This is a genomic window from Mucilaginibacter sp. RCC_168 (genome assembly GCF_041355315.1).
Lineage (GTDB): Bacteria > Bacteroidota > Bacteroidia > Sphingobacteriales > Sphingobacteriaceae > Mucilaginibacter.
The window spans coordinates 85,484-109,781 of record NZ_JBFUPN010000015.1; the positions used below are offsets into that span (position 1 = coordinate 85,484).

Sequence of the window (24,298 nt, forward strand, 5' to 3'; positions counted from 1 at the left end):
AATATCTGTGGGATACGAATGCGTCATTTACTATCTTCAGAATGATTTTTCCGAAGGGGCTCAAGAATTAATGAGTAACATCATTAACGAATATCAACCCGCTATATCTGTGATAACCGAAATTGAGCTTTTATGTTGGAAAACTGCATCTGAAAATGACATAGTTATTTTAAAGAATTTCGTTGCAGATAGCTTTGTCATTGAACTGGAAAATAGCATCAAAGTAAAGACTATTGAAATGCGCAAATCGTTTAATTTAAAATTGCCGGATGCTATAATAGCCGCTACTGCTATCTGTATGAACTTGATACTTATTAGTAACGATAGAGCTGGCTTTCAAAAATACCTTCGTTAAAACTAAACAATCCGTTTGTGATATAGACATTCTTTAGTTCACAAACTGCCAACCGATAACTGCAAACTCCCCTACCTGGTTCCTATTTAGAATAGCTCCAAATAACATTTACACAATTGACAGACAGCTTTTAGCTGTAATTTTTGTAAATTCGCCCCTCTGAGCCCAGGTACTGGGTTTGGTATCAATTCGTTTACTTTTCACCTAAAAATCAAATACAAATGGCTTTTGATTTAGATATGATCAAAAAAGTTTACGATCGCTACAGCACCCGTGTGGATGCTGCCCGTAAAGCGACCGGTAAACATCTAACCTTAACCGAGAAAATTTTATATGCCCACCTTTCTGAAGGCGATGCTCAAAAAGCATTTGGCCGCGGAGTGGATTATGTTGATTTTGCACCAGACCGTGTAGCTATGCAGGATGCTACTGCCCAAATGGCTCTTTTGCAGTTTATGCAGGCTGGCCGTCCGCAGGTTGCTGTTCCGTCTACCGTACATTGCGATCACCTGATACAAGCAAAAGTTGGCGCCGTTGCCGATTTAAATACAGCTGTTGATGTAAACCGCGAGGTTTATGATTTTTTGGCCTCTGTTTCTGATAAGTACGGTATTGGTTTCTGGAAAGCAGGCGCTGGTATTATTCACCAGGTTGTTTTAGAAAATTATGCTTTCCCGGGTGGTATGATGATCGGTACCGACTCACATACGCCTAACGCCGGTGGCTTGGGTATGATTGCTATTGGTGTTGGTGGTGCCGATGCTTGTGATGTAATGGCAGGTTTACCTTGGGAGCTTAAATTCCCTAAATTGATTGGTGTTAAATTAACTGGAAAACTTTCTGGCTGGACTTCAGCAAAAGATGTTATATTAAAAGTAGCTGGTATTCTTACTGTAAAAGGTGGTACCGGCGCTATTGTTGAATATTTTGGCGAAGGTGCACGCTCACTTTCAGCTACAGGTAAGGGTACCATCTGTAATATGGGTGCCGAAATTGGCGCTACTACTTCTATCTTCGGATATGACGAAAAAGCGGCTATCTACCTGAGAGGCACTAAACGCGGCGATATTGCCGACCTTGCTGATAAAATAGCAGCACACTTAACCGGCGACGAAGAAGTTTACGCTAATCCTGAGCAATATTTTGATCAGGTTATCGAAATTAACCTGTCTGAGCTGGAGCCACACGTAAATGGTCCGTTCACTCCGGATCTGGCATGGCCTATCTCTAAATTCGCGACAGCTGTTAAAGAAAACAACTGGCCTACCAAGTTAGAAGTTGGGTTGATTGGTTCTTGCACCAACTCATCATACGAAGATATCACCCGTTCTGCTTCTATCGCGAAACAGGCTATCGATAAACATTTAAAAACCAAAGCTGAGTTTACCATTACACCAGGATCTGAGCAGGTACGTTACACCGTTGAACGCGATGGCTACCTGAATACTTTTGATCAAATGGGTGGTGTGGTATTGGCTAACGCCTGCGGGCCATGTATTGGTCAATGGGCCCGTCATACCGACGATCCTAACCGCAAAAACTCTATCATCACTTCGTTTAACCGTAACTTCGCTAAACGCCAGGATGGTAACCCTAATACCCACGCTTTCGTAGCATCGCCAGAAATTGTGACTGCTTTCGCTATCGCCGGTGATTTAACCTTCAACCCATTAACCGATACCCTAACCAACGAAAACGGTGAGCAGGTAAAATTTGATGAGCCACAAGGTATAGAAATGCCTGTAAAAGGTTATGCAGTTGAAGATGCAGGCTACCAGGCACCAGCCGAAGATGGCAGCAAAGTATCTGTTATTGTTGATCCAAAATCATCACGTCTACAATTGCTGGAGCCATTTAAAGCATGGGAAGGTACCGATCTGAAAGGTTTAAAGCTGCTGATCAAAGCCAAAGGTAAATGTACTACCGACCATATCTCTATGGCTGGTCCATGGTTAAAATTCCGTGGTCATCTGGATAACATATCTAACAATATGCTGATCGGCGCTATCAACTACTTTAACAATACTGCCGATAGCGTGAAGAATGAGCTGACCGGCGAATATGGTCCGGTACCGGCTACCCAACGCGATTACAAAGCGAATGGCATTGGCACTGTAGTAGTAGGCGACGAAAACTATGGCGAAGGTTCATCACGTGAGCATGCGGCTATGGAGCCACGTCACCTGGGTGTACGTGCCATATTGGTAAAATCATTTGCCCGTATTCACGAAACCAACCTTAAAAAACAAGGCATGTTAGGTATCACCTTTGCGGATTCCAACGACTATGATAAAATTCAGGAAGACGACACCATCGATATTGACGGTTTAACTACTTTTGCCCCTGGCAAACAGTTAACCGTAGTATTACATCACAAAGATGGCTCTGTTGATTCGTTCCCGGTAAATCATACTTATAACGAACAGCAAATTGAATGGTTTAAAGCCGGCGGCGCGCTGAACATCATCCGCAAGCAAATGGCTTCTTAAGCTGAAGCCCGAAAGGTAAAAGCTGAAAGCTAATATAAAAAGCCTCTCCTTTTCGGGAGGCTTTTTTGTTAATAATAGTTTGCGATCTGTTATAGCTCGTTTGGCAGCAATTAATCATATTGCGTAAACCTTCCCAGCCTTGAATGTGGAAAACCATAAATCAAGCCCATCACTATAACAAATAGACCAAGGAGTATGAAAATCATCCAAACTATCAGATTAGCCTGACGCGCTTCCTTTGGGGTTAGTCCGGCTGTGTTCTGAGGTTTGGTTTTAGCGGTTTTTATTTTCGTTAATCGAGCCCTCATTATAATTTAAATATACCAATAATCACATTAATATAGAATGAAAGGGCAACGTGACTAAACGTTTATAAGGCGAGGCCGGAACTTAACGTAAACATATTCCTAATGATCTCATAGGCATACTTGCTGGAAACATTTTTGATAAAGTCTGGAAAGTCAATGGATGAATTCTCATTGCATTCGTCTGAGATTATTCTTAAAACCACGAAGGGGATCTTATATTCATAGCATACCTGGGCTACGGCAGCACCTTCCATCTCTACACAGAGTATATCTGGGATAGCAGCATGCAACTGTTCCTTGTCGGCCTGATCGGCAAAGAATTTATCACCGCTGGCTACGGTTCCTTTAAATGCCCGGGTATTTTGCAGTGAAAATTGTTCTATTTCATGCTCTTCAATAAATGAGTGAATATTATCGCCTATAATGGCATCTATCGCCCTTTTCGCAATAGTGATATAATCAGGATCGCTTTCAAAATAAGTTAGCCCTAACAACGGAATTTCATGCCGCGGCATTAGCGGGCGGGCATCCATATCATGCTGGATCAGCCGGTCGGCAATAACCACATCTCCTATTTTCAATTCGGTATGGATAGCACCGGCGACACCAATAAATATCAGATCGGTAACGTTAAACCTGGTGATCAGACTGGTGACTGTAGTGGCTGCAGCAACTTTGCCCCATCTTGAAAAAACCACCACCGTTTTGATATTGTGGATGGTGCCGGTATAGTATGTTCTTCTGCCGAAGGAAATCTCTTCGACACCCGTCATCAGATGAAGGATGCTGTTAATTTCCTCATGCATGGCACCCATGATACCTATTATTTTTTCGCTCATATATGTGCGGATGTAGATGTTAATAGTTAAAAATACTTATCGACAAAGCCTGTTAAATAATTCGCTAAACTGAGGATACGTAGTGATCATATCTTCTTTAACCGCCATTTCAAATTCACTGAAATCAAACCCCGGAGCCACGGCACAACTTACCAGGCTAAAGCCTTCTTTCGATGGAATTTCGGATGCGAACCAGGCGCCACCGGGTATGATGACAGAAAGGCTTCCTGTATCTGATGCCGAAAGTTCCTGCAGGAAATAGCTTCCGGAAGCATCGATCATATGGATATAGAGCGGCGAGCCCGCATGAAAGTACCAAAGCTCATCTGATACCAATCTGTGAAAACCCGAAAAATCTTCACCTTCCAGCAAATAATAGATAGATGTACAAGCCTGTTTAATAGCTGTTTCGCCGACCCGGTTTACTTGTTGTTCCGACCGGAACATTTCTTTATAATACCCACCTTCGGGATGTGGTTGCAACGTTAATCGTTGAACCCAGTAAGCTGCATTTTGTGTATTCATATAGGTAGAAAGATGTATTATTCAAAATCAGGGAGCCTTTTTCACTCTTTTCAACACTAACAAATTTTGCCCATTCAGGCTATAACCGCTAATATTATTCTGATACAAGTTCACCAGCTTATCATAGTATAATACCACCACCGGCGATTGCTCCATGACCAAACCATCCATTTGCTGATACAGGGTATAACGTGCGGCATCATTTTTTTCATGATAGGTTTGCTCAAACAACGCGTCAAATTTTTTATTATTAAACCCGGTATAATTGGGTCCAAAGGGGATCTTGTTTTTTGAATAAAATACCGACAGATAATTTTCAGCATCCGGGTAATCGGCTATCCATTGACCGTAAAAAAAGTTGATGCCGTTTTTCGATACCAATTCCCGCAAACTGGCCCCCTGAGTGATCTCTACGTTGGTTTTAATACCTATCCTATCTAACTGACCTTGTACGTATTCAATCAAGCTACGATAGCCCACCGTGGTAGCCAATGAAATTTCAGGCAAATTTTTACCGTCTGGAAAACCGGCTTCAGCCAATAGCTGCCGCGCTTTTTCAGGGTCATAAGTATATCCTTTTACATTTTTACTAAAACCTGGCATACCTTCGGGAATAAAACCAGCATAGCCAGGCGTACCCATACTGTTGCGCAGGTATTTCATCATCTTCTGCCTATCGATGGCATAATTAATAGCCTGCCGTACTTTCAATATCTTGAGCGGCGACTTTTTAACGATAGCCAGGTTGGAATCAACCAGGATACCCAGGTACATGGTATTAAGGTATGGCGCGGTATTTAAAACAAACTTGCCTTTATACTTTTGTGTTACTTTACCCGATTTGGTCAGGATATCATCACGGTAGCTGCCGTCGATATCGTTTAAAAAATCAAGTTTCCTTTTGATGAACTCCAGGAACGAGGTTTGTTTATCGGCAATAAAGCTGGCTTTAACCGCATCCAGATAAGGTAAACGATTACCTTTACTGTCCTTCTCCCAGTATTTTTCATTTTTGAGTAGAACCAGCACCTCTCCCTCTTTCCAATATTTAAACTTAAACGGGCCGGTACCAACGGGGTGGCTTCTGAAATCTTTCCCATAAAACTCTACTACTTCTTTTGGTACAACAGAACAATACTGTGCCGTAAGCATACTTAAAAAAGGCGCGAATGGTTGTTTAAGCCTGATGTTGAAAGTACTGTCGTTTAGTGCGGTAAATGAGTTTTTGTCTTCTACTTTATCACTAAAGATCCAGGAACCGGACGAGGCTACTTTTGGATCAATCAATCGCCCGAAACTATAAACAAAGTCTGATGCTACAGCCTTGCGACCTACACCGCCTGCAAAATGCGGATCATCATGGAAATACACATCATTACGTAGATGAAAGGTATATAAAAGACCATCGGCAGATATATCCCAGTTTTTAGCAATACAGGGAATCACTTTCAAACTATCATTAATTTGCACCAGGCCATTAAAAACCTGGTTATCCATCCAAATAGTATAGTGATTACGGCAGAAAGCCGGATCAAGCGAAGTAAGGCCCTCTTCCAGGTTAATATTGAAAACAGTTTTACCAGAATCAGGGGCCGTATTATTGCAGGCGCCAAACTGAATGAACAGTACAGAAAATAATAGTAAGCCCCATTTATTCATGCAGAGCTAAATATATTAATTATTGAATTAGTGATTTATTGAATTAGTGATTTATTACTTGTGGATGAAGATGATTAGCCTTCTTGTCAATAGGCACTTAATAAGTTTGTCATCCTGAGTTATAAAATCCGCTGGATTCTGAAGGTGAAAATGACATATTAGGTGTTGATGCCAGACTTACGAAGTTTTTGAAACTTCGTAAGTCTTTACACGGTTTACTAAACATGTCATGGGTAGCGCAGCGAAGGATCTATTCATCAATTTGTATGTTATATAATAGATGCTTCACTCCGTTCAGCATGACAAGAGAATTTTAGTACAAATAAAAAAGCCTTCCCAAGTGAGAAGGCTTTTCAATATCACAAATCCGAAATCGAAATTCCGAAATCCGAAATCAACTTATTCTTCAACCAAACTTTCGCCGGTAACGGTTTCTTTAATTTTGGTTTCCAGTTCTTCCTGTAGTTCCGGGTTATCCAGGATCAGTTGTTTAACGGCATCACGACCTTGACCTAAACGGGTTTCGCCATAGCTGAACCATGAACCCGCTTTTTTAATGATGTTGTACTCAACGCCCAGGTCAATGATCTCACCAACTTTTGAAATACCTTCGCCAAACATAATATCAAACTCTGCTATGCGGAAGGGAGGAGCAACTTTATTTTTAACGATCTTCACTTTAACACGGTTACCTGATACCTCCTCGGTATCTTTAATTTGTGATATACGGCGTACATCCAAACGCACCGAAGCGTAAAATTTCAGGGCATTACCACCGGTAGTGGTTTCAGGGTTACCAAACATTACACCTATCTTATCGCGTAACTGGTTAATAAATATACAGCAGCACCCGGTTTTGCTGATAGTACCTGTTAATTTACGCAAAGCCTGCGACATTAAACGCGCGTGCAAACCCATTTTCGAGTCGCCCATTTCACCTTCAATCTCCGCTTTAGGTACCAACGCGGCAACAGAGTCAATAACCAAAATATCTATAGCGCCAGAGCGGATCAGGTTATCGGCAATTTCCAATGCCTGTTCACCGTTGTCTGGCTGTGAGATCAGCAGGTTCTCTACATCAACACCTAATTTTTTAGCATAGAAGCGATCGAAGGCGTGCTCCGCGTCAATAAACGCGGCAATACCACCTTTTTTCTGCGATTCGGCAATGGCATGTATAGCCAGGGTGGTTTTACCAGAGGATTCAGGTCCGTATATTTCTATAACCCTTCCTTTAGGTAAACCGCCAACACCTAAAGCGATATCCAGGCCTAAAGAGCCGGTTGATATTACTTCTGTAGGTTCAATAACGGAATCACCCAATTTCATGATGGTACCTTTTCCGTATGATTTTTCCAGCTTATCTAAAGTAAGCTGTAGTGCCTTCAATTTATCTGTATTGCTCATCTTAAAATTTTCTAAAACAAATATATAAATGTTTTATTTAAAAATACTAATTTTTTTAGTAATTTATTTTTTATGCCGCCGTCATTGCCTTTGGTCTATCAAAGAAAAAGAATAAAGATTGCTATTGTTGGAATGGGGGGTGCAGGGGGGTGTTAAGAACTAAAAACTTTGTGGAAAACGTTATTATAAAAGGCAGGGTGAACTATAGTCATTGCTTAGTATGTTGAACTATCGCTCGTATTAGTTCCCTACCTTTTATGATTGCCCAAGGCCCAGCTATAATACTTACTTTGTGCTATCAAAGGTTATTGGCAAAAGGCAATCTTTTAATGAATATTAAAAGATAAACGTATGGAAGCTTACAATGTTATCCTGGGAGTAGATGTTTCAAAACGGACACTGGACATCAGTTGTGCAGAACGCCTTGAGCACATTCAAATTGAAAACAGCAGCAAAGGATTTAGCGTATTAAAAAAGTGGTGTAAAAGCCATGAGATCAATGTTAGGGAAAGCCTGGTTATCCTGGAATATACCGGAGGTTATGAATATCGTTTTTTACAGTTTTGTACGGCCCACCAAATCGCTTTTTGTCGTATTTCGGGTCTGGAGATCAAAAGATCAATGGGTATGATCCGTGGCAAAAACGACAAGGTTGATTCATTCAGGATCGGACAATATGGAGAAGAAAAGATTAAACGTCTGGAATTATCCAAACCATTGAATAATAATATATTAAAAATCAGGCAACTACTTTCGTTTAGAAAAAGATTAGTCAGGGAGAAAGCCGGATTTATCGCTACTATTAAAGAGCGGCGGTACATGTATCAGGTAAGCCAAAAGGATACAGTCATCCGCATAGGCACTAAGAAGGTAAAACAGAACGAACAATATATCCAGGAGATAGAAGCTGAGATCATTGCCCTGATCAAGGCGGATGCATCCATGTATCAAAACTACCGGATATTAACGAGTATCAAAGGTATAGGTCCGATAAATGCCTGGATGACGTTGGCTTATACAGAGAACTTTACAAGCTTTGAAAACGCCAGGCAGTACGCCGTGTTTGTAGGCGTGATCCCATTTGAGCACAGGTCAGGAACCAGTATTAAAGGAAAAAACAGGGTGAGCCATATGGCTAATAAAGAGCTTAAGCAGGAGCTTAATCAGGCTGCAAAAACGGCTATCATTCATGACCCTGAAATTCATACATACGCAGAACGCTTGCTCAAAAGAAAAGATTACTCGTTGGTGCTTAACAATGTGAAATTCAAATTGATTCTTAGGATGTTCTCTCTGGTGAAAAGAGGTGAAATGTATGTGGAGAACTATAAAAGAGTTGCCTAAAAGCAACTCTTTTAAATAAAATTTGGATATATCGTAGACCTATAATACGAGCGTAGCGTGGCAACCCTCTACTTGCAGAGCGGCTCTGCTTATCGGGAATTGTTTCGTGTCTCGCAATGACGCTTGGGTTACTTATTGATAAACTTAATCAACCTGCTAATAACAATCAAATATCTTTATCCACACTTCGCTTCTTAAGCTCTTTAGTAATCGTATTCAATGCTTTTTTCTTTTTAGCTTCTTTGGCTTTTTTAATTTTGGCTGCTTCCGCTTTTAGCAAGGCTGTTTCGGTATTATGCTGTTCATAGTATTTGCAGAACCAGGTTAATGGGCATATTTCGCATTTTGGGCTTCGCGCCAGGCAAATATACCGGCCATGCAATATGAGCCAGTGATGGGCAACACCTATATATTCTTTGGGGATATGTTTAATCAATTGTTTTTCGACCGCCAGTGGCGTGGTTGCATTATGGGTAAGACCGATACGGTTAGCCACCCTAAACACATGCGTATCAACAGCCATTGCCGGTTCTTCAAAAATTACGGATGCGATAACATTGGCGGTTTTACGCCCTACCCCAGGCATTTTTTGCAGGTTCTCGATGCCTGCCGGTATCTCACTGTTAAAAACATCTACCAGCATTTTTGCCATGCCCACTAAATGTTTGGCCTTATTATTAGGATAGCTAACGCTACGGATATAAGTAAAAACCTCCTCGGGGGTTGATGCTGCCAGAGCCTCTGGTGTCGGGAAGCGCTCAAACAGCTTTGGTGTAACCTGGTTAATGCGCTTATCGGTACATTGTGCCGACAGGATCACCGCTACCAATAATTGAAAAGGATTATTGTAATGCAGCTCGGTAACGGGATTGGGTTGGTTCTTTGAAAAATATTCAACAAAATGGCGGTAACGTTCGGCCTTAAGCATTTTTAAAATTAAGAAAGTTTTCAGGGTAAAGATTATGCTTCCGCAGATAATATATATTATAATATATATTAAACTATATTATTAGTTACAAAATCCATATAAAATAGAAAGGTTCATAAATCATGTTGGATTTCGGTTTCAGTTTTTTCAAACATCCGCCTCCATCAACAATTATGATCTATGAACCAGCAAGTTCGGAATACTTAACGCAGGCTTTTTGAGTAGTCAAGTATCTGGTGTATAGTTTGTACCTTTGGTTTTTTGTTTAAAAGGTCCAAATCAGCGCGAATTGAGTTGTAAAATATCAACTCGTCGGCACCCAGATTTTCTTGTGCATTCTCATCCATCAGAGCCCTGTTGGCAATTCCATTTAACGTTGTTGTAAAAGTTTCATCCATAAGCTTATTTTGCTGTAAATTTTATATGATTTATAACGGCGACTTAAAGATAATATTTTACTAAATGAAAATTAAATGAAATTTTTTTTAAAGGTTAATTTTTATCATCCAAAGTGAATAAGTTAAGCTATTTGTCATAAAACATTGGGTTATTGATCAGCTTTGTCATTTAACTAACAAATCACCGGCCCAATAACCCAATGGTTTCTGATTAATTTTTTAAACTTAACTCTTTGCTTTGCATCATTTTGCGGAGATTATTGAGGGCATAACGCATCCGGCCTAAAGCGGTATTGATACTTACTTCGGTAATATCGGCAATTTCTTTAAAGCTCATATCGCCAAAGTGGCGCATGATCAATACCTCTTTTTGCTCTGATGGTAAAAGCTGTATCAGCGTTTTAAGGTCTTTATGCGTTTGCTCGCGTACCATCCGATCCTCGGTGCTTTCATCATAATTACCCAATACTTCAAAAATATCAAAATCGTCGCCATTGCTTATCATAGGCGCGCGCTTTTCGCGACGGAAGTGGTCAATAACCAAATTGTGCGCAATTCGGGTCACCCAGGGTAAAAACTTACCCTCTTCGTTATACTTTCCAGCTTTCAGCGTATTGATAACTTTTATAAAGGTATCCTGAAAAATATCCTCGGCCAGATACTCGTCTTTTACAAGCAGGTAAATAGAGGTATATATTTTGGTCTGATATCGTCTGATCAACTCCACTAACCCAGCTTCATCACCGGCAATGTATAGATGGATTAGATCCTGATCACTTTTCAATTGAAAATCCATAGAAAGTACTACTTTAAACTTAATTTTTAGTTAAAAACTTACAAAGTAAAGTATATTCTATAGCGTGCTCCTTAGGGGTTAAGAAATTGTTACTTCAAATAAAACAAATTCCCAGCTAAAAAACAAATTATATTTTTTACTTACTTCTGTTAATCAGGTTCATTTGGCTTATGAACAGCTTCATTATTCATAATTCTGACACCTGTCCAGGGGTTTGACAGGAATGGCTGGCGATGGTTTAATCCCCCATCTTAAAAAGTTTGTCAACTGTCGCCATTCCAGGCTATTAAATATTTAAAAGTCAGCGAACTGTAAACTCAGAAATTTATTTAGAGTAAATCCCGAAACAAAGTAAAACCCATTTGGATTCTGCTAAATATTTTAGGATTTTTGCATTTCGGTGAAAGAGGTTCGGGGTATGAGGCTCGAGGTTCCGGGATCATGCCTGTTTTTATAAAGAGTTCTTTGATAAAAAGCATATCACGAACCAGGTTACCCGAACCACGAACCAGCTAATGAACTAATTCAAAGAATGACTAAAGAAGCAGAAAAAGATCCGCAGAAACATATCATTATTAAAGGAGCGCGTGTACACAACCTTAAAAATATGGATGTCGCTATTCCCAAAAACAAACTGGTTGTAGTTACGGGCATGTCAGGTTCGGGTAAGTCATCACTTGCTTTTGACACTTTATATGCCGAAGGTCAGCGCAGGTATGTAGAAAGTCTTTCTTCCTACGCGCGCCAGTTCCTGGGACGCATGAACAAGCCAGATGTTGACTATATTAAAGGTATAGCCCCTGCTATAGCTATTGAACAAAAGGTGATCACCTCCAATCCGCGTTCAACGGTGGGTACATCGACCGAGATATACGATTATTTAAAACTGTTGTTCTCGCGCATTGGCAAAACTATTTCCCCGGTATCTGGCCAAATCGTAAAGAAGGATTCTGTTACTGATGTGGTAAACTTTATATTATCCCTACCCAACGAGAGCCAGGTAACCGTTTTAGCGCCATTATATCCGCATAATAACCGCAGCCTAAAAGAAGAGCTGGCCGTTTTAATGCAAAAAGGCTTTGTACGGGTGGAGTATCTGAACAAGCTATCAAAAATTGAAGCTCTACTGGAGGATGAATCCATTGATAATACTTCTTTAGTGGCTGAAGTTCATGGCGAGAAAAAAGCTAAAGGCAAAAAGGCTAAAGCCGAAAGCGATGAACCAGTAACTACTGAAGAGGAAACTCCAACTCATTACCCCGGCGTTAGAATTGTGATTGACCGTATATCAAAAAATGAAGAAGACGAAACCATAAGCCGCCTGGGCGATTCGGTGCAGACCGCTTTTTTTGAGGGTAAGGGTGATTGCTATGTACGCTACCAGGAACCTGATGCCGACGGCGAACAGGAACGCTTTTTTTGCGACCGCTTTGAACTTGATGGCATTAAATTCGAAGAGCCTACACCTAATTTTTTCAGCTTTAACAATCCTTATGGCGCCTGCAAAAAATGTGAGGGCTATGGCAAAGTAATTGGTATTGACGAAGACCTGGTGATCCCTGATAAAAGTAAAAGTATTTATGAGGGTGCTATTGCCCCGTGGCGCGGCGAAAAGATGCGCGAGTGGAACGATATGCTGATCAAACACGCTTTGCAGTTTGATTTCCCTATACACCGTCAGTACAATCAGCTAACCGAAAAACAACAACGCCTATTATGGACAGGTAATAAATATTTTCGTGGCCTTGATGAGTTTTTCCAGGAAATGGAGGCGCAGACCTATAAAATCCAATACCGGGTGATGCTGTCGCGCTATCGCGGCAAAACTACCTGCCCGGAATGTAAGGGCAGTCGCCTGCGTAAAGATGCCTCATATGTAAAGATCAGCGAGCGCTCCATTACCGATGTGGTATTAATGCCATTGGATAAAGCCCTTGAATTTTTCAAAAGTTTACAGTTAAACGAAACCGATGCCAAAGTGGGTAAACGCCTGCTGATGGAGATCACCAATCGCTTGTCGTTTTTAAATGATGTGGGATTGAGCTATTTAACACTCAACCGCTTGTCCAATACCCTATCCGGCGGTGAGTCACAGCGTATTAACCTGGCCACCTCGTTAGGCAGTAGTCTGGTAGGTTCGGTATATGTATTGGATGAGCCGAGTATCGGGCTGCACCCTCGTGATACCCAACGTCTCATCAGCGTATTAAAATCATTGCGCGATGTGGGCAATACCGTATTGGTGGTAGAGCATGAGGAGGAGATCATGGAAGCCGCAGACCATATCATTGACATTGGCCCCGAAGCCGGGACTCATGGGGGTGAACTGATCTTCACGGGAACTTATAAAGAGATATTAAAGGATGAACACAGCTTAACAGGTAAATACCTGAGTGGCCGTGAATCTATCACCATACCAATACATCGCCGTAAGTGGAATGATTACATCGAGATCAAAGGCGCGCGTGAGAATAACCTGCAGCATGTTACAGCTAAATTCCCATTAGGGGTTCTTACTGTAGTTACGGGTGTATCAGGCTCGGGTAAAACCAGTCTGGTAAAACGCATCCTGGCACCAGCACTGCAAAAAGCATTGGGCAATTACTCGGGTGAGCAAACCGGCTCATATGATGGTATTGATGGCGACTATGCCAAAATAGAACAGGTAGAACTGGTTGACCAAAACCCTATAGGTCGTTCATCACGCTCAAATCCGGTTACTTATGTAAAAGCATGGGATGAGATCCGTAACCTTTATGCTTCACAACCGGCAGCTAAAGCCGCGGGATTAAAACCCTCGGCATTCTCCTTTAACGTTGAAGGTGGCCGCTGCGATGTTTGCCAGGGCGAAGGTGAAGTGAAGATAGAGATGCAGTTTATGGCCGACATTTTTCTGACCTGCGAAACCTGCGGAGGTAACCGTTTTAAACAACATATACTGGATATAACCTACAATGAAAAAAATGTAGCCGAAGTGCTGCACATGACCATTGATGAGGCCCTGGTATTTTTTGCCAAAGAGCCAAAGATCATTGCCAAAATAAAACCTTTGGTTGATGTAGGTTTGGGGTATGTACAGTTGGGCCAATCGTCAAATACGCTATCCGGAGGTGAGGCCCAGCGCATTAAGCTGGCATCGTTCCTGGTAAAGGGTAACAATACTAATAAAACACTATTTATTTTTGATGAGCCTACTACAGGCTTGCATTTTGCCGATATTAAAAAGCTGCTCAAATCATTTGACGCGCTGCTTGATCATGGTAATACCATTATTGTAATAGAGCACAATATGGATGTGATTAAGTGCGCCGACTGGATCATTGACATTGGACCCGAAGGTGGCGACCGCGGCGGAAAGGTTGTGTTTGAAGGCATACCCGAAGATCTGATCAAAGAGAAGAAATCACACACCGGCCATTATTTGAAAGAACGGCTTGGGAAGTAATTGCTCTTAATCATATAAAAGAGCCCGTCTCATAATTACTTATGAGACGGGCTTAAGGCTTTTTTGTTCTATCCTGATTAGAATCTCAATTTAGTTATAGAATTTTTCTACAGAGATCTTTAGCTTATCGATCTCATATTTTCTATTCACGATGAGGTTATCTACTTGCGTCCACAGATCAGGATTTTGTTTCCAAAAAGTGCGATTAATCTTTAACACGTTGGCCAACAAATCACCTTCATACAGATCGCCCTCAGCGAATAAATCATCAGTAAGCTTTTCAATGGCAAGAGGTACCAGATAAGACAAACCCAGCTCCTGCCCTATCATAAGTCTCAAATCTTCAATTGAATATTCATTGAGCGGTATTTTTACCAATTCCGTACAACGGGTAACCAGTCTTGTTGGCGCTTCACCCGGATTATCCACACGGGTTTTCTCCAGATTGAAAAGCGATATATACTTCCAGTTATTTTCGGGCTTCATCACAATCCAATCTCTTAATCCTAAAGGTCCGGGGATCCAAAAATCAACTACTTACTGCCCACCCGTTTTCAGGTACATATAAACTATGCCACCAACCACAATAATGGTCAATACAATAAGTCCGGTAACACCTTTCTTCTTGTCCTGACGCATCAGCCATACTAAAAAAGCAACCAGCGGCAACACAAAAACCGCCCAGAAAATCAATGAAGGAGTATTCATGTTTTTTTAATTATTGAATTAGTGATTTAATGAATTAGTGATTATGGCCAATTAATGAGTTATTGAATTATTAATACAACATAAATTTTTTTCAATTCACTAAATCATTAATTCAGTAAATCACTAATTAAAAAGGCATCCTTGCCAGTGGAGCAATTTCCTGTCCGGCAAATTCACCTTTTAAATATTTATAGTAACCGGCAATAGCTATCATAGCCGCGTTATCGGTACAATACTCCATTTTGGGTATAAAACTCTCCCAGCCATTTTTAGTACAAAGTTCCTGTAAGCCTAAACGCAAGCCAGTATTGGCCGATACGCCACCAGCTAAAGCGATCTGTTTTATACCATATTCCCGTGCTGCTTTCTGCAGTTTATTAAGCAGTATAGTAGCTATACGTTTTTCAACCGAGGCGCAGATATCAGGCAGGTTCTGGTTGATGAAATCCGGGTTCTTAGCTACATTATCCCGTATGAAATACAAGATAGATGTTTTCAATCCGCTAAAGCTAAAATCCAGACCGGGGATCTGCGGTTCCGGAAATTTGTAAGCATCTGGGTTACCCTGGCGTGCGTATTTATCAATTAGCGGGCCTCCTGGATAAGGCAAACCTAATATCTTGCTGGTTTTATCCATCGCCTCGCCCGCGGCATCATCAAGCGTTTGGCCAATTACCTGCATATCAAAATAATCTCTAACCAAAACTATCTGCGTATGCCCGCCTGATACGGTAAGACACAAGAACGGAAATGAAGGCTTATGATCACCAATAAAATGGGCCAGAATATGCGCCTGCATATGATTTATATCAATAAGCGGCAGGTTTTTGGCCAGTGCAAATGCCTTGGCAAATGATACACCTACTAAAAGTGAACCTAAAAGTCCCGGTCCGCGCGTAAAAGCTACTGCATCAATATCATTTTTGCTTACTTTTGCGTTCAATAATGCTTGTTGTACAGCGGGAACAATATTTTGCTGATGAACCCTTGAGGCAAGCTCAGGGACAACGCCTCCGTATGCTTCGTGAATGGTTTGATTGGCAATTACATTGCTCAATATCTCCCCATCAACACAAACAGATGCAGAGGTTTCATCACATGAAGATTCAATTCCTAAAATTACAGACACGTTATTATTCAATTATTGATTTAGTGAATTTGTGAATTAGTGATTTAATTTAGCTGATTGCAAACCATCGTTTAACTGAATTGTAAATGATGATAATTATTCACTAACTCACTAATTCATTAATTCATTAATTAAAGAGGCAAAGTTATTAAAAAAGTACTCAATATAGCGTTAGGGATAGTGTTGTTCATTTTATTGACACTAAGCATACTTTTACTGGCGCTTCAATATAAACCTGTACAAACCTGGGCCGCTAAAAAAGCCGCGGGCTATCTTTCTGACGAGCTGCATACCACGGTCAGCATCAAAAGTCTGTACATCAGGCCTTTTACTTCGGTAGTATTGGAGGGATTGTATGTTCTCGATAAAAAACGCGATACCTTGCTGAATACTCCAAAGCTGGCTGTTGATATTAAAGGTTTTTCGCTTTTATTTAGTATCAAACAACGCACCATTAATTTTGAGTCAATTGAGCTGGATAATGGCTCATTCTATCTCAAAAAGCAAAAAGACAGCACTACCAACCTGAAATTTATACTTGACTATTTTAATTCTGGTGACACCGCCAAAAAAACTGCCAGCAAACCATGGACGCTTAATTTTGATAAAATAGCCATCAATAACTTTCATTTCCGGTACAAGAACCAACTGATTGACACCGTAGAGAACAAAGTTAATTTTGACGATATCGACGTAAGTCATTTTAGTACGGTGGTAACCGGCATGGATATCAAAAACCATCTGTTTAAGGGCAATATCCAGCATCTTACATTACAGGAAAAAAGTGGCTTCTATGTAAAGAATTTTACAGCCCATACTACCATTGATACCAACCAGGTTTTACTGCAGCGCCTTACCCTACAAACCCGGCACTCGGATCTGAAAGATTATTTCCGGATGAGGTTTAAATCATTTGACGATTTTGACGATTTCGAGAACCGGGTAAACATGGATGCCGACTTTAAATCATCACGCATCTCCTCAACAGACATTGCCTACTTTACCAGCGGCATGGGTAAAACCACATTTGATCTGGGTATTGAAGGCAGAGTTAAAGGACTGGTAAATAACCTGAAAGCCAAGAACGTAACCATTAGCGGAGGGCAGGCTACCTTTATAAAAGGTGATTTTAATTTACGTGGCTTGCCCGATTGGGATAATACTTTCCTTGATCTGAAGTTTGAGCAGGTTGCTTCTAATAAAAAAGACCTGGACTACCTGCTTAGCCATTTTTCGGGAAATGCTACCATGCAGGCGCCGGCCATCATTGGTAAATTTGGTAATATCAATTTTACAGGCAGATTTAATGGTTTGCAGAATGATTTTGTTGCTTATGGTATTTTTAAAACCGGGCTGGGCAGGTTTGATACCGACATTAATCTTAAAATAGACAAAAAAAACATACCCAGCTACAGCGGCAAACTGGATGCTTTCAATTTTGATCTTGGAACCCTCCTTGATGAAAAATCCCTCGGTCGTACCACCTTTAATGCCGACATACAAGGCAGCGGTGATGAGCTTAAAAGTCTACGCGAAAAGGTTGACGCCCGTATTGTTAACATTAGCTACAACAACTATACATATAACAATCTCACCGTAAATGGCTCGTTCATTAAAAAGCTGGCCAATGGGCATATCACCATCAATGATAAAAATGTTAAGCTCGACCTGAAGGGTAGTGTCAATTTAAATCCGGCTCTCCCCTCATACGATCTGGTGGCAAACATTAAAGACGCCAACCTGAACAAGCTTAAACTCAGTACAGATACCATCAGTATAAGTACCCAGTTAAAGACCAAATTTTCGGGTAATAGCCTGGCTAACATCTCGGGTAATATTTTACTTTCACCCGCCAGAATTGTTGACCCGCGTAATAATTATGTGGTTGATTCTTTGTACCTATCCTCAACCGGGACAGGAAACAACAGGGAAATAGATCTGCGATCTGACTTTGCCGATGGTAGTATCAAGGGTACTTTTGACCTGGCAACTTTGCCTTCGTATTTTAAAACCATTGCCAAAAAATATATCCCCTCATTAAAAACAACTATTGTTACGCCCAAGCCGGAGCAGTTTGCGTTTAATCTTACACTTAAAAATACGGATCCCCTTACAGCTATATTTGTGCCCGACCTGAAAATACCTGATCATGGCACTTTAATAGGTCAGTTTGACTCGGAAAAGAAAACGGCTATCCTATCCGGCTATATTAAAACATTTAAATATGGCAAAATTGTATTTCACGATTTCATTATTGATGAAAACACATCGGAAGATATGCTGGGCCTCAATTTATCCTTACGAAAAGTTGACTTGACTGACAGCCTGTTTATTAAAGACATTAACATTACCAACTTCCTGAAAAACGACAGCCTTAACTTTAACGTTAAACTGTCGGATAAAAACGCGGTAAATCAGCTCGACCTTTACGGTTTGGTTGAATTTGGGCGCGATACAACCGCCAAATTAAAGCTGCTGCCTTCTGATGTTATCCTGGAGAAACAAAAATGGCACATCCAGGAGCAAGTACGTATCAGGTTGTTGGATGGCAAAACCCAGGTATCAGGCTTTGAGCTATCTAACGGTCCTCAAAAGGTGCGTATTAATGGCTTTATATCCGATAACCCCGCTGATGAGCTGAAACTCTCGTTCGAAAAATTTAATATGCGAACGCTTAATCAGCTGACCAGAACATCGGGAATATATCTGAGGGGCTATCTGAACGGTGATGTTAATTTTACATCTATTATCAAATCACCAGGAATTGACGCGCATCTGAATATTGATTCGCTAACCATGAACAGAACCTTGATCGGTGATCTGAAGCTGGTATCGAACCTGGGTAACGACCGTAAACAGGCCGACATGAAGCTGAATATCCTGAACCGCGGGCTCGAGACCATGAACATTGGCGGCACTTATTATTTTGGCCATGAAACTGATGATAACCTGGACTTTGATATAAAGATGAACCAAACCGAGGCCATCATCTTTACCCCTTTTATTAAAGACCTGGTTTCGAACGTAAAAGGGCACATTTCAACCGATCTGAAACTTTCGGGAAAACCATCAAATCCGCAGCTGAATGGCACGCTAACACTTGAAAACACCGGCGTTACAGTTAATTACCTTAAAACTGCCTATACCGTTAATAACAAATTAAGCGTGAATAACAGCGTCATCAATTTGAATAATATGGTATTGAAGGATATACGCGGAGGTACAGGCACAGCTAACGGTACGGTGGACCTGAACAATCTGTCGAATCCCGATATCGAAGTATCTGTTTTAGCCCGTAACCTGATGGCCTTAAATACTACATTTAAGGATAATCACCTTTATTATGGTATCGCTTATGGCAGTGGTACATTTAGTTTTAAAGGCCCTGTTGATAACATGAAGATCGATATCAAAGCTAATACCGAGGCCGGTACGGTTTTCAATATCCCGCTTAACACTTCATCAACGGCCAGCGATTATGATTTTATCAGGTTTGTGGGTCATAAGGATATTGTTAAAGCGGTGGATAAAACCCGTGCGTTTAATGGTGTTACATTAAATTTTGATTTAAGCGCTGATGAAAAAACTGTAGTTAAAATAACCACCGATTATGGTTTGCTCGAGGGCAGCGGTGTTGCCCATAACTTAAAATTGAATATTAACAGTTTGGGCGATTTTGAAATGTATGGCGACTTCCTGATATCCACAGGTAAGTTTGAGTTTACCGCTAAAAACTTCATCAGCAAAAACTTTACGGTAAACCAGGGTGGTACCATCAGGTGGACGGGTAATCCTTCAAACGCCGAAATAAACCTGAAAGCGCTTTATGAAGTACGTACCAGCAAAGCTCCGCTTTATGCAGCGGCTGGCTTACAAACGCCAACATCATCGCAGCAAACACTGGTACAGGCAGAGTTGATACTAACCAAGTCATTATTACAGCCCAACATTGATTTCGACTTTAGTTTCCCTACCGATCCTTCGGTAAAAGACGATTTGGCTACGTACCTGGCTGATAATAATAACCGTAGCCAACAGGCTATTAACATTATTGTACGTCGCAGTTTCACATCAAATAATAATAACAACAATTTAATTGCAGGCACTGCCGGCCAAATGATAAGTGAATTTGCCTTTAACAAGCTCAACAGCCTGATATCACAATCGCACATCAAAAACTTTGATTTTGATTTGAACATCCGTTCGCTCAGTGAGGCCAATGCATCGGTAAGATTTTTTAACAGCAGACTATCATTTAACGGGAGCTTGTATAACAATAGCGGCTCAAATGATTTGTTCAACAATACCACCAGCAGTTTGTTTAACGGTAATTTAACCAAAGACTTTGAAGCGCTGTACCAGATCAGGAAAGATGGAAACCTTACAGCAAGGTATTCTTACAGGTTATTAAACAATACCACCCTTAATCCATTAAACAACCTTGATTTTCAATATGTAAACGGATTTGGTTTAGTATACTCCCGCGATTTTGATACCTTCGGTGAGTTCATCAGAAACATATTCAGGCGCAGCAGGCGCGACCGGGCTCCGGTAACGCCAACACCTGCACCACCTGCCACAACAGGTGGTGGCACACCAACAACCAAACCCGACGACGACGATCAGTGATCACGCATAATAGCATGATCCATCTTGTCTCTTTTAGTTCGCAAATAGGATTCGTTATGTGGGTTTGATGCTATCTCGATAGGTACATTTTCAACAACCTCCAAACCGTAACCTATCAGGCCAGCACGCTTCTTAGGGTTATTGGTCATCAAACGCATTTTGGAAATACCCAGGCTACGCAATATCTGCGCACCGATACCATAATCGCGCTGATCCATTTTAAAGCCTAACTTAATATTAGCTTCCACAGTATCCAGACCATTTTCCTGCAGGTGATAAGCTTTTAGTTTGTTGATCAAACCAATACCCCGTCCCTCCTGGTTCATGTATACCACAACTCCCTTACCCTCGTTACTGATCATCTCCATAGCCTTATGCAACTGCGGACCGCAATCACAACGGCAGGAGCCAAAAATATCGCCGGTAACACATGAGCTGTGCACACGTACTAAAACTGGCTCATCGGGCTCCCAGGTGCCTTTAATAAGGGCCAGATGATTTTCGCCTGTATCTAATTGGGTATAGCCTATCATTTCAAAATCGCCCCATTCGGTTGGCATTTTTACCGATACTTCTTTTCGTACCAGGGTTTCGGCATTTAGGCGGTAAGCTATTAGGTCTTTTATAGATACGATCTTCAGATCGAACTCTTTTGCCATTATCAACAGATCGGGCAAACGAGCCATGTCGCCATCTTCTTTCATGATTTCGCATATAACACCTGCGGGTTCAAACCCAGCCAAAACGGCCAGGTCAATAGCAGCTTCGGTATGTCCGGTTCTGCGCAATACACCACCATCTTTGGCAATCAGCGGAAATATATGCCCGGGTCTGCCCAGATCTTCTGGTTTGGTAGCCGGATCAATTAATGCCATAGAAGTTTTTGACCTGTCTGATGCCGATATGCCTGTGGTACAACCGTGACCCAACAGATCAACAGAAACTGTAAAGTTAGTTTCATGCGAGGTAGTGTTATGGCTCACCATAGGTTCCAGCTCCAACTCGCGGGCACGTTGCTGCGTAATAGGCGCGCATACCAGGCCCCGGCCATGGCGCACCATAAAATTGATGGCCTCTGGTGTGGCATTACGTGCCGCGGTTAAAAAATCACCTTCATTTTCCCGATCTTCGTCATCAACAACAATGATCATTTTTCCGGCTTTTATATCTTCAATTGCTTCTTGTATCGTATTTAGCATTATATGAGTATTTGACTGGGCTTAAATAAAGATAAGCCACAAAACATTTTAAAAGTTAAACAAATTTATGATATATAAAAGTGTTTCTGGTCGGTACTGTGTAAAATCCCTTTCGGTAACAAGGGAGCAGGCTTACTATAAATGATTACGAAGAATGAGGGCTAATTAGTTGCCTTGCGTTTAATTAATTTGTTAAAAAACCTTTTGTACAGCTCCACATCAAATATCGCCGAGTCTGTAGCGGCTTTGTATGACAGGAATAGTCCTATTGGAGTAAGGATGATAATAGCCACCCACATACCAAAAACAACGGATATACTACCCGCCCTTGCAGATTTTTCGCCTATGGTAGAAATAATATAGTATATCAGGAAAAAAATAACAGAGATCACCACCGGCAAACCCAATCCTCCCTTACGGATAATGGCCCCCAGCGGTGCACCAATGAGGAATAATGCCAGGCAAGCCGCTGAAAGCGTGAACTTCTTTTGAACCTCTGATGCATATCGCCGTATATTAAGTGTATCGTCGTTATAGCGGTCGGTCCGGTTTTTTAATATATCTTTTACCGAACGGATCTCTGAGGCAGCGCTTGAAAGGGCCACTACCTGGTCGCTCAGTTTCATACTTTTCAGCACCCCGGCTTTATCGGCCTGTATATATTTAACCGCGGGTTTTGCCGGCATGTTAAAAAACTTCAGGTAGGGCGTAATAAGCTTATAATTCTGTACAATACTGCCATCAACCTGGTGTTGTACAGAATCGACATAAGATCTTAACTGCTTCAGGTTCATCATCTGTGATGCCGTCCTAAATTCATTTTCATTGGTACGGTTCATTTTAAGACCATCCAGGCTAAACTTCTGTTCGGTTTCCTTAAAGCGGAATCGAGAAAGGCGCTGTCTGAAATTATAAGTAGCATTATCAGGTGCCGATTCCTCATATCGCACGCCGTCTTTTAATTTCAGTACCAGGTATTTATCACCCATGGTACGGAACATGGTCCCTTCACGGGCTATAGTAACCGTATTATTGCCATTATTATCGGGGCTTTTTTGGTATATCATGATACCATATAGCCTTTGCCCATCAGGATCTTTACTTTTTACACGGATGGTGTAACCGGTAAAACTATTGCTGAAAACCATTTGAGGTAACAAATCGGCCGATTTTTGCTTACGGGCATCATATAATAATGAAAAATATTTAAGGTTAGCCACCGGCAGCATATAATCTGAAAAGAAGAAGGCAGAGATACTCAGGATAGTTACCACCACTATCATAGGATACATGGCCCTGCGCAGTGATATACCGGCAGCCTTAATGGCTACCAGTTCGTAATTTTCGCCAAGGGAGCCATAAGTCATGATGGTTGATAGCAACACCGATAAAGGCAGCGCCATAGCCACGTTTGTAGCTGAGTTATACAACATCAGTTCAAGAATGGTGTACCAGGCAAAACCTTTACCTATCAGGTCGTCAATGTATTTAAACAAAAACAACATCAACAGTACAAACATTACGATGAAAAGCGTACTTACAAACGGTCTTATAAACGATTTTAGGAGTAAAAGATGTATCTTTTTCATTAACGCAATTTGTACAACAGGATATAACGCAGCAGCTTGTGCGTTAATTTTCATTAACGCACAAATAGCGTTTCACGATACAAAATTAGCTAAAATTAAGTTTCTTTAAGCACCCAATACACTGATGAGGTATTCGATCTGGTTATCCCAGATCAATTTACGTTCGGCAATAGCATCTTCTGTTGCGAAATCGGTAATACTGAGGGCAACATCATTGGTTAGCTCATCCTGCAGAATTTCCATTTCAAAATAAAATTGCGCATCGTCATCTACCCATTTAAATCTAACCAGCTTATTTTCTTTTACGGTAAGCAACTTTGCTTTTTGGGCGTCACCATCCCAGGTAAAGGTATAAACCTGGTCCTTGATGTTCACATCATCGGCAAACCATTGCGCTAATCCATTGGGCTCACTCAGAAAGGAAAACAGTATACGTGGAGACGATTTTATCTCATATTCAATGGTAAATTTCTTTTTTTCGGACATTTGGGTTTATACTTGTGAGCTCTAAAAGCTGTAAATGTTAACATTTTTTCTAAAGAAAACGAATT

The 24,298-nt window shown here is 41.1% G+C and carries 18 protein-coding genes; 5 read left to right on the forward strand and 13 right to left on the reverse strand.

The features are described 5' to 3' along the window. Positions 1 to 7 precede the first annotated feature (7 nt). Complete coding sequence (locus tag AB6735_RS15660; protein ID WP_370996786.1) at positions 8 to 355, forward strand: type II toxin-antitoxin system VapC family toxin; 348 nt, start codon at positions 8 to 10, stop codon at positions 353 to 355. Between the two features lie 221 nt (positions 356 to 576). Then, complete coding sequence (locus tag AB6735_RS15665; protein ID WP_370996787.1) at positions 577 to 2,844, forward strand: aconitate hydratase; 2,268 nt, start codon at positions 577 to 579, stop codon at positions 2,842 to 2,844. 370 nt (positions 2,845 to 3,214) lie between these two features. Here AB6735_RS15665 and AB6735_RS15670 read toward each other — a convergent pair whose 3' ends face one another. The 4 genes from AB6735_RS15670 to recA form a co-directional block, all read right to left on the reverse strand. After that, positions 3,215 to 3,991 carry a 5'-methylthioadenosine/adenosylhomocysteine nucleosidase gene (locus AB6735_RS15670; RefSeq protein WP_370996788.1) on the reverse strand — a complete coding sequence of 259 codons (777 nt, stop codon included), beginning with the start codon at positions 3,989 to 3,991 and terminating at the stop codon, positions 3,215 to 3,217. A gap of 36 nt (positions 3,992 to 4,027) precedes the next feature. Then, a complete protein-coding gene (locus AB6735_RS15675; RefSeq protein WP_370996789.1) occupies positions 4,028 to 4,516 on the reverse strand; it encodes a cupin domain-containing protein in 489 nt (162 codons plus the stop codon). 27 nt (positions 4,517 to 4,543) lie between these two features. Continuing rightward, complete coding sequence (locus tag AB6735_RS15680) at positions 4,544 to 6,175, reverse strand: ABC transporter substrate-binding protein (protein ID WP_370996790.1); 1,632 nt, start codon at positions 6,173 to 6,175, stop codon at positions 4,544 to 4,546. Between the two features lie 399 nt (positions 6,176 to 6,574). Further along, positions 6,575 to 7,582 (reverse strand): recombinase RecA, encoded by a 1,008-nt coding sequence (gene recA, locus AB6735_RS15685; RefSeq protein WP_370996791.1) that lies wholly within the window; start codon positions 7,580 to 7,582, stop codon positions 6,575 to 6,577. A 351-nt stretch (positions 7,583 to 7,933) separates the two neighbouring features. Between recA and AB6735_RS15690 the strand changes: the two genes are divergently transcribed. Then, positions 7,934 to 8,926, forward strand: a complete 993-nt coding sequence (locus tag AB6735_RS15690; protein WP_370996792.1) for an IS110 family transposase — start codon at positions 7,934 to 7,936, stop codon at positions 8,924 to 8,926. A 166-nt stretch (positions 8,927 to 9,092) separates the two neighbouring features. Here AB6735_RS15690 and nth read toward each other — a convergent pair whose 3' ends face one another. The 3 genes from nth to AB6735_RS15705 form a co-directional block, all read right to left on the reverse strand. Further along, positions 9,093 to 9,854 (reverse strand): endonuclease III, encoded by a 762-nt coding sequence (nth, locus tag AB6735_RS15695; protein WP_370996793.1) that lies wholly within the window; start codon positions 9,852 to 9,854, stop codon positions 9,093 to 9,095. A 203-nt stretch (positions 9,855 to 10,057) separates the two neighbouring features. After that, complete coding sequence (locus AB6735_RS15700) at positions 10,058 to 10,252, reverse strand: hypothetical protein (RefSeq protein ID WP_370996794.1); 195 nt, start codon at positions 10,250 to 10,252, stop codon at positions 10,058 to 10,060. A gap of 211 nt (positions 10,253 to 10,463) precedes the next feature. Beyond that, positions 10,464 to 11,048: an RNA polymerase sigma factor gene (locus AB6735_RS15705; protein ID WP_076375554.1), complete on the reverse strand. Its 585-nt coding sequence runs from the start codon at positions 11,046 to 11,048 to the stop codon at positions 10,464 to 10,466. A 532-nt stretch (positions 11,049 to 11,580) separates the two neighbouring features. On the opposite strand from AB6735_RS15705, the gene uvrA reads away from it, so the two are divergent. Beyond that, complete coding sequence (gene uvrA, locus AB6735_RS15710) at positions 11,581 to 14,493, forward strand: excinuclease ABC subunit UvrA (RefSeq protein WP_370996795.1); 2,913 nt, start codon at positions 11,581 to 11,583, stop codon at positions 14,491 to 14,493. Between the two features lie 90 nt (positions 14,494 to 14,583). Here the strand turns inward: uvrA and AB6735_RS15715 are convergent, their stop codons facing one another. From AB6735_RS15715 to tsaD, 3 genes are all read right to left on the reverse strand, one after another. Then, a complete protein-coding gene (locus tag AB6735_RS15715; protein ID WP_370996796.1) occupies positions 14,584 to 14,979 on the reverse strand; it encodes a contact-dependent growth inhibition system immunity protein in 396 nt (131 codons plus the stop codon). A 51-nt stretch (positions 14,980 to 15,030) separates the two neighbouring features. After that, positions 15,031 to 15,201: a hypothetical protein gene (locus AB6735_RS15720; RefSeq protein ID WP_370996797.1), complete on the reverse strand. Its 171-nt coding sequence runs from the start codon at positions 15,199 to 15,201 to the stop codon at positions 15,031 to 15,033. Between the two features lie 127 nt (positions 15,202 to 15,328). Continuing rightward, positions 15,329 to 16,330, reverse strand: a complete 1,002-nt coding sequence (gene tsaD / locus AB6735_RS15725) for a tRNA (adenosine(37)-N6)-threonylcarbamoyltransferase complex transferase subunit TsaD (RefSeq protein WP_370996798.1) — start codon at positions 16,328 to 16,330, stop codon at positions 15,329 to 15,331. A gap of 183 nt (positions 16,331 to 16,513) precedes the next feature. Between tsaD and AB6735_RS15730 the strand changes: the two genes are divergently transcribed. Then, positions 16,514 to 20,959 carry a translocation/assembly module TamB domain-containing protein gene (locus AB6735_RS15730; protein WP_370996799.1) on the forward strand — a complete coding sequence of 1,482 codons (4,446 nt, stop codon included), beginning with the start codon at positions 16,514 to 16,516 and terminating at the stop codon, positions 20,957 to 20,959. Here AB6735_RS15730 and AB6735_RS15735 read toward each other — a convergent pair. The 3 genes from AB6735_RS15735 to AB6735_RS15745 form a co-directional block, all read right to left on the reverse strand. Beyond that, positions 20,953 to 22,158 carry a bifunctional 3,4-dihydroxy-2-butanone-4-phosphate synthase/GTP cyclohydrolase II gene (locus tag AB6735_RS15735; protein ID WP_370996800.1) on the reverse strand — a complete coding sequence of 402 codons (1,206 nt, stop codon included), beginning with the start codon at positions 22,156 to 22,158 and terminating at the stop codon, positions 20,953 to 20,955. The genes AB6735_RS15730 and AB6735_RS15735 overlap by 7 nt on opposite strands. Before the next feature lie 161 nt (positions 22,159 to 22,319). Then, positions 22,320 to 23,747 carry an LptF/LptG family permease gene (locus AB6735_RS15740; protein WP_370996801.1) on the reverse strand — a complete coding sequence of 476 codons (1,428 nt, stop codon included), beginning with the start codon at positions 23,745 to 23,747 and terminating at the stop codon, positions 22,320 to 22,322. A 105-nt stretch (positions 23,748 to 23,852) separates the two neighbouring features. Further along, positions 23,853 to 24,233, reverse strand: a complete 381-nt coding sequence (locus AB6735_RS15745) for an START-like domain-containing protein (protein WP_370996802.1) — start codon at positions 24,231 to 24,233, stop codon at positions 23,853 to 23,855. Between the last annotated feature and the right edge of the window lie 65 nt (positions 24,234 to 24,298).

Excerpts from the sequence above, each read along its gene's own strand:
- AB6735_RS15665 (WP_370996787.1), top strand. The coding sequence starts at position 577 with ATGGCTTTTGATTTAGATATGATCAAAAAAGTTTACGATCGCTACAGC.
- nth (WP_370996793.1), bottom strand. The coding sequence starts at position 9,854 with ATGCTTAAGGCCGAACGTTACCGCCATTTTGTTGAATATTTTTCAAAG.
- AB6735_RS15680 (WP_370996790.1), bottom strand. The coding sequence starts at position 6,175 with ATGAATAAATGGGGCTTACTATTATTTTCTGTACTGTTCATTCAGTTT.
- recA (WP_370996791.1), bottom strand. The coding sequence starts at position 7,582 with ATGAGCAATACAGATAAATTGAAGGCACTACAGCTTACTTTAGATAAG.
- AB6735_RS15735 (WP_370996800.1), bottom strand. The coding sequence starts at position 22,158 with ATGCTAAATACGATACAAGAAGCAATTGAAGATATAAAAGCCGGAAAA.
- AB6735_RS15670 (WP_370996788.1), bottom strand. The coding sequence starts at position 3,991 with ATGAGCGAAAAAATAATAGGTATCATGGGTGCCATGCATGAGGAAATT.
- AB6735_RS15715 (WP_370996796.1), bottom strand. The coding sequence starts at position 14,979 with ATGAAGCCCGAAAATAACTGGAAGTATATATCGCTTTTCAATCTGGAG.
- uvrA (WP_370996795.1), top strand. The coding sequence starts at position 11,581 with ATGACTAAAGAAGCAGAAAAAGATCCGCAGAAACATATCATTATTAAA.
- AB6735_RS15700 (WP_370996794.1), bottom strand. The coding sequence starts at position 10,252 with ATGGATGAAACTTTTACAACAACGTTAAATGGAATTGCCAACAGGGCT.
- AB6735_RS15690 (WP_370996792.1), top strand. The coding sequence starts at position 7,934 with ATGGAAGCTTACAATGTTATCCTGGGAGTAGATGTTTCAAAACGGACA.
- AB6735_RS15675 (WP_370996789.1), bottom strand. The coding sequence starts at position 4,516 with ATGAATACACAAAATGCAGCTTACTGGGTTCAACGATTAACGTTGCAA.
- AB6735_RS15705 (WP_076375554.1), bottom strand. The coding sequence starts at position 11,048 with ATGGATTTTCAATTGAAAAGTGATCAGGATCTAATCCATCTATACATT.
- AB6735_RS15740 (WP_370996801.1), bottom strand. The coding sequence starts at position 23,747 with ATGAAAAAGATACATCTTTTACTCCTAAAATCGTTTATAAGACCGTTT.
- AB6735_RS15745 (WP_370996802.1), bottom strand. The coding sequence starts at position 24,233 with ATGTCCGAAAAAAAGAAATTTACCATTGAATATGAGATAAAATCGTCT.
- AB6735_RS15720 (WP_370996797.1), bottom strand. The coding sequence starts at position 15,201 with ATGAATACTCCTTCATTGATTTTCTGGGCGGTTTTTGTGTTGCCGCTG.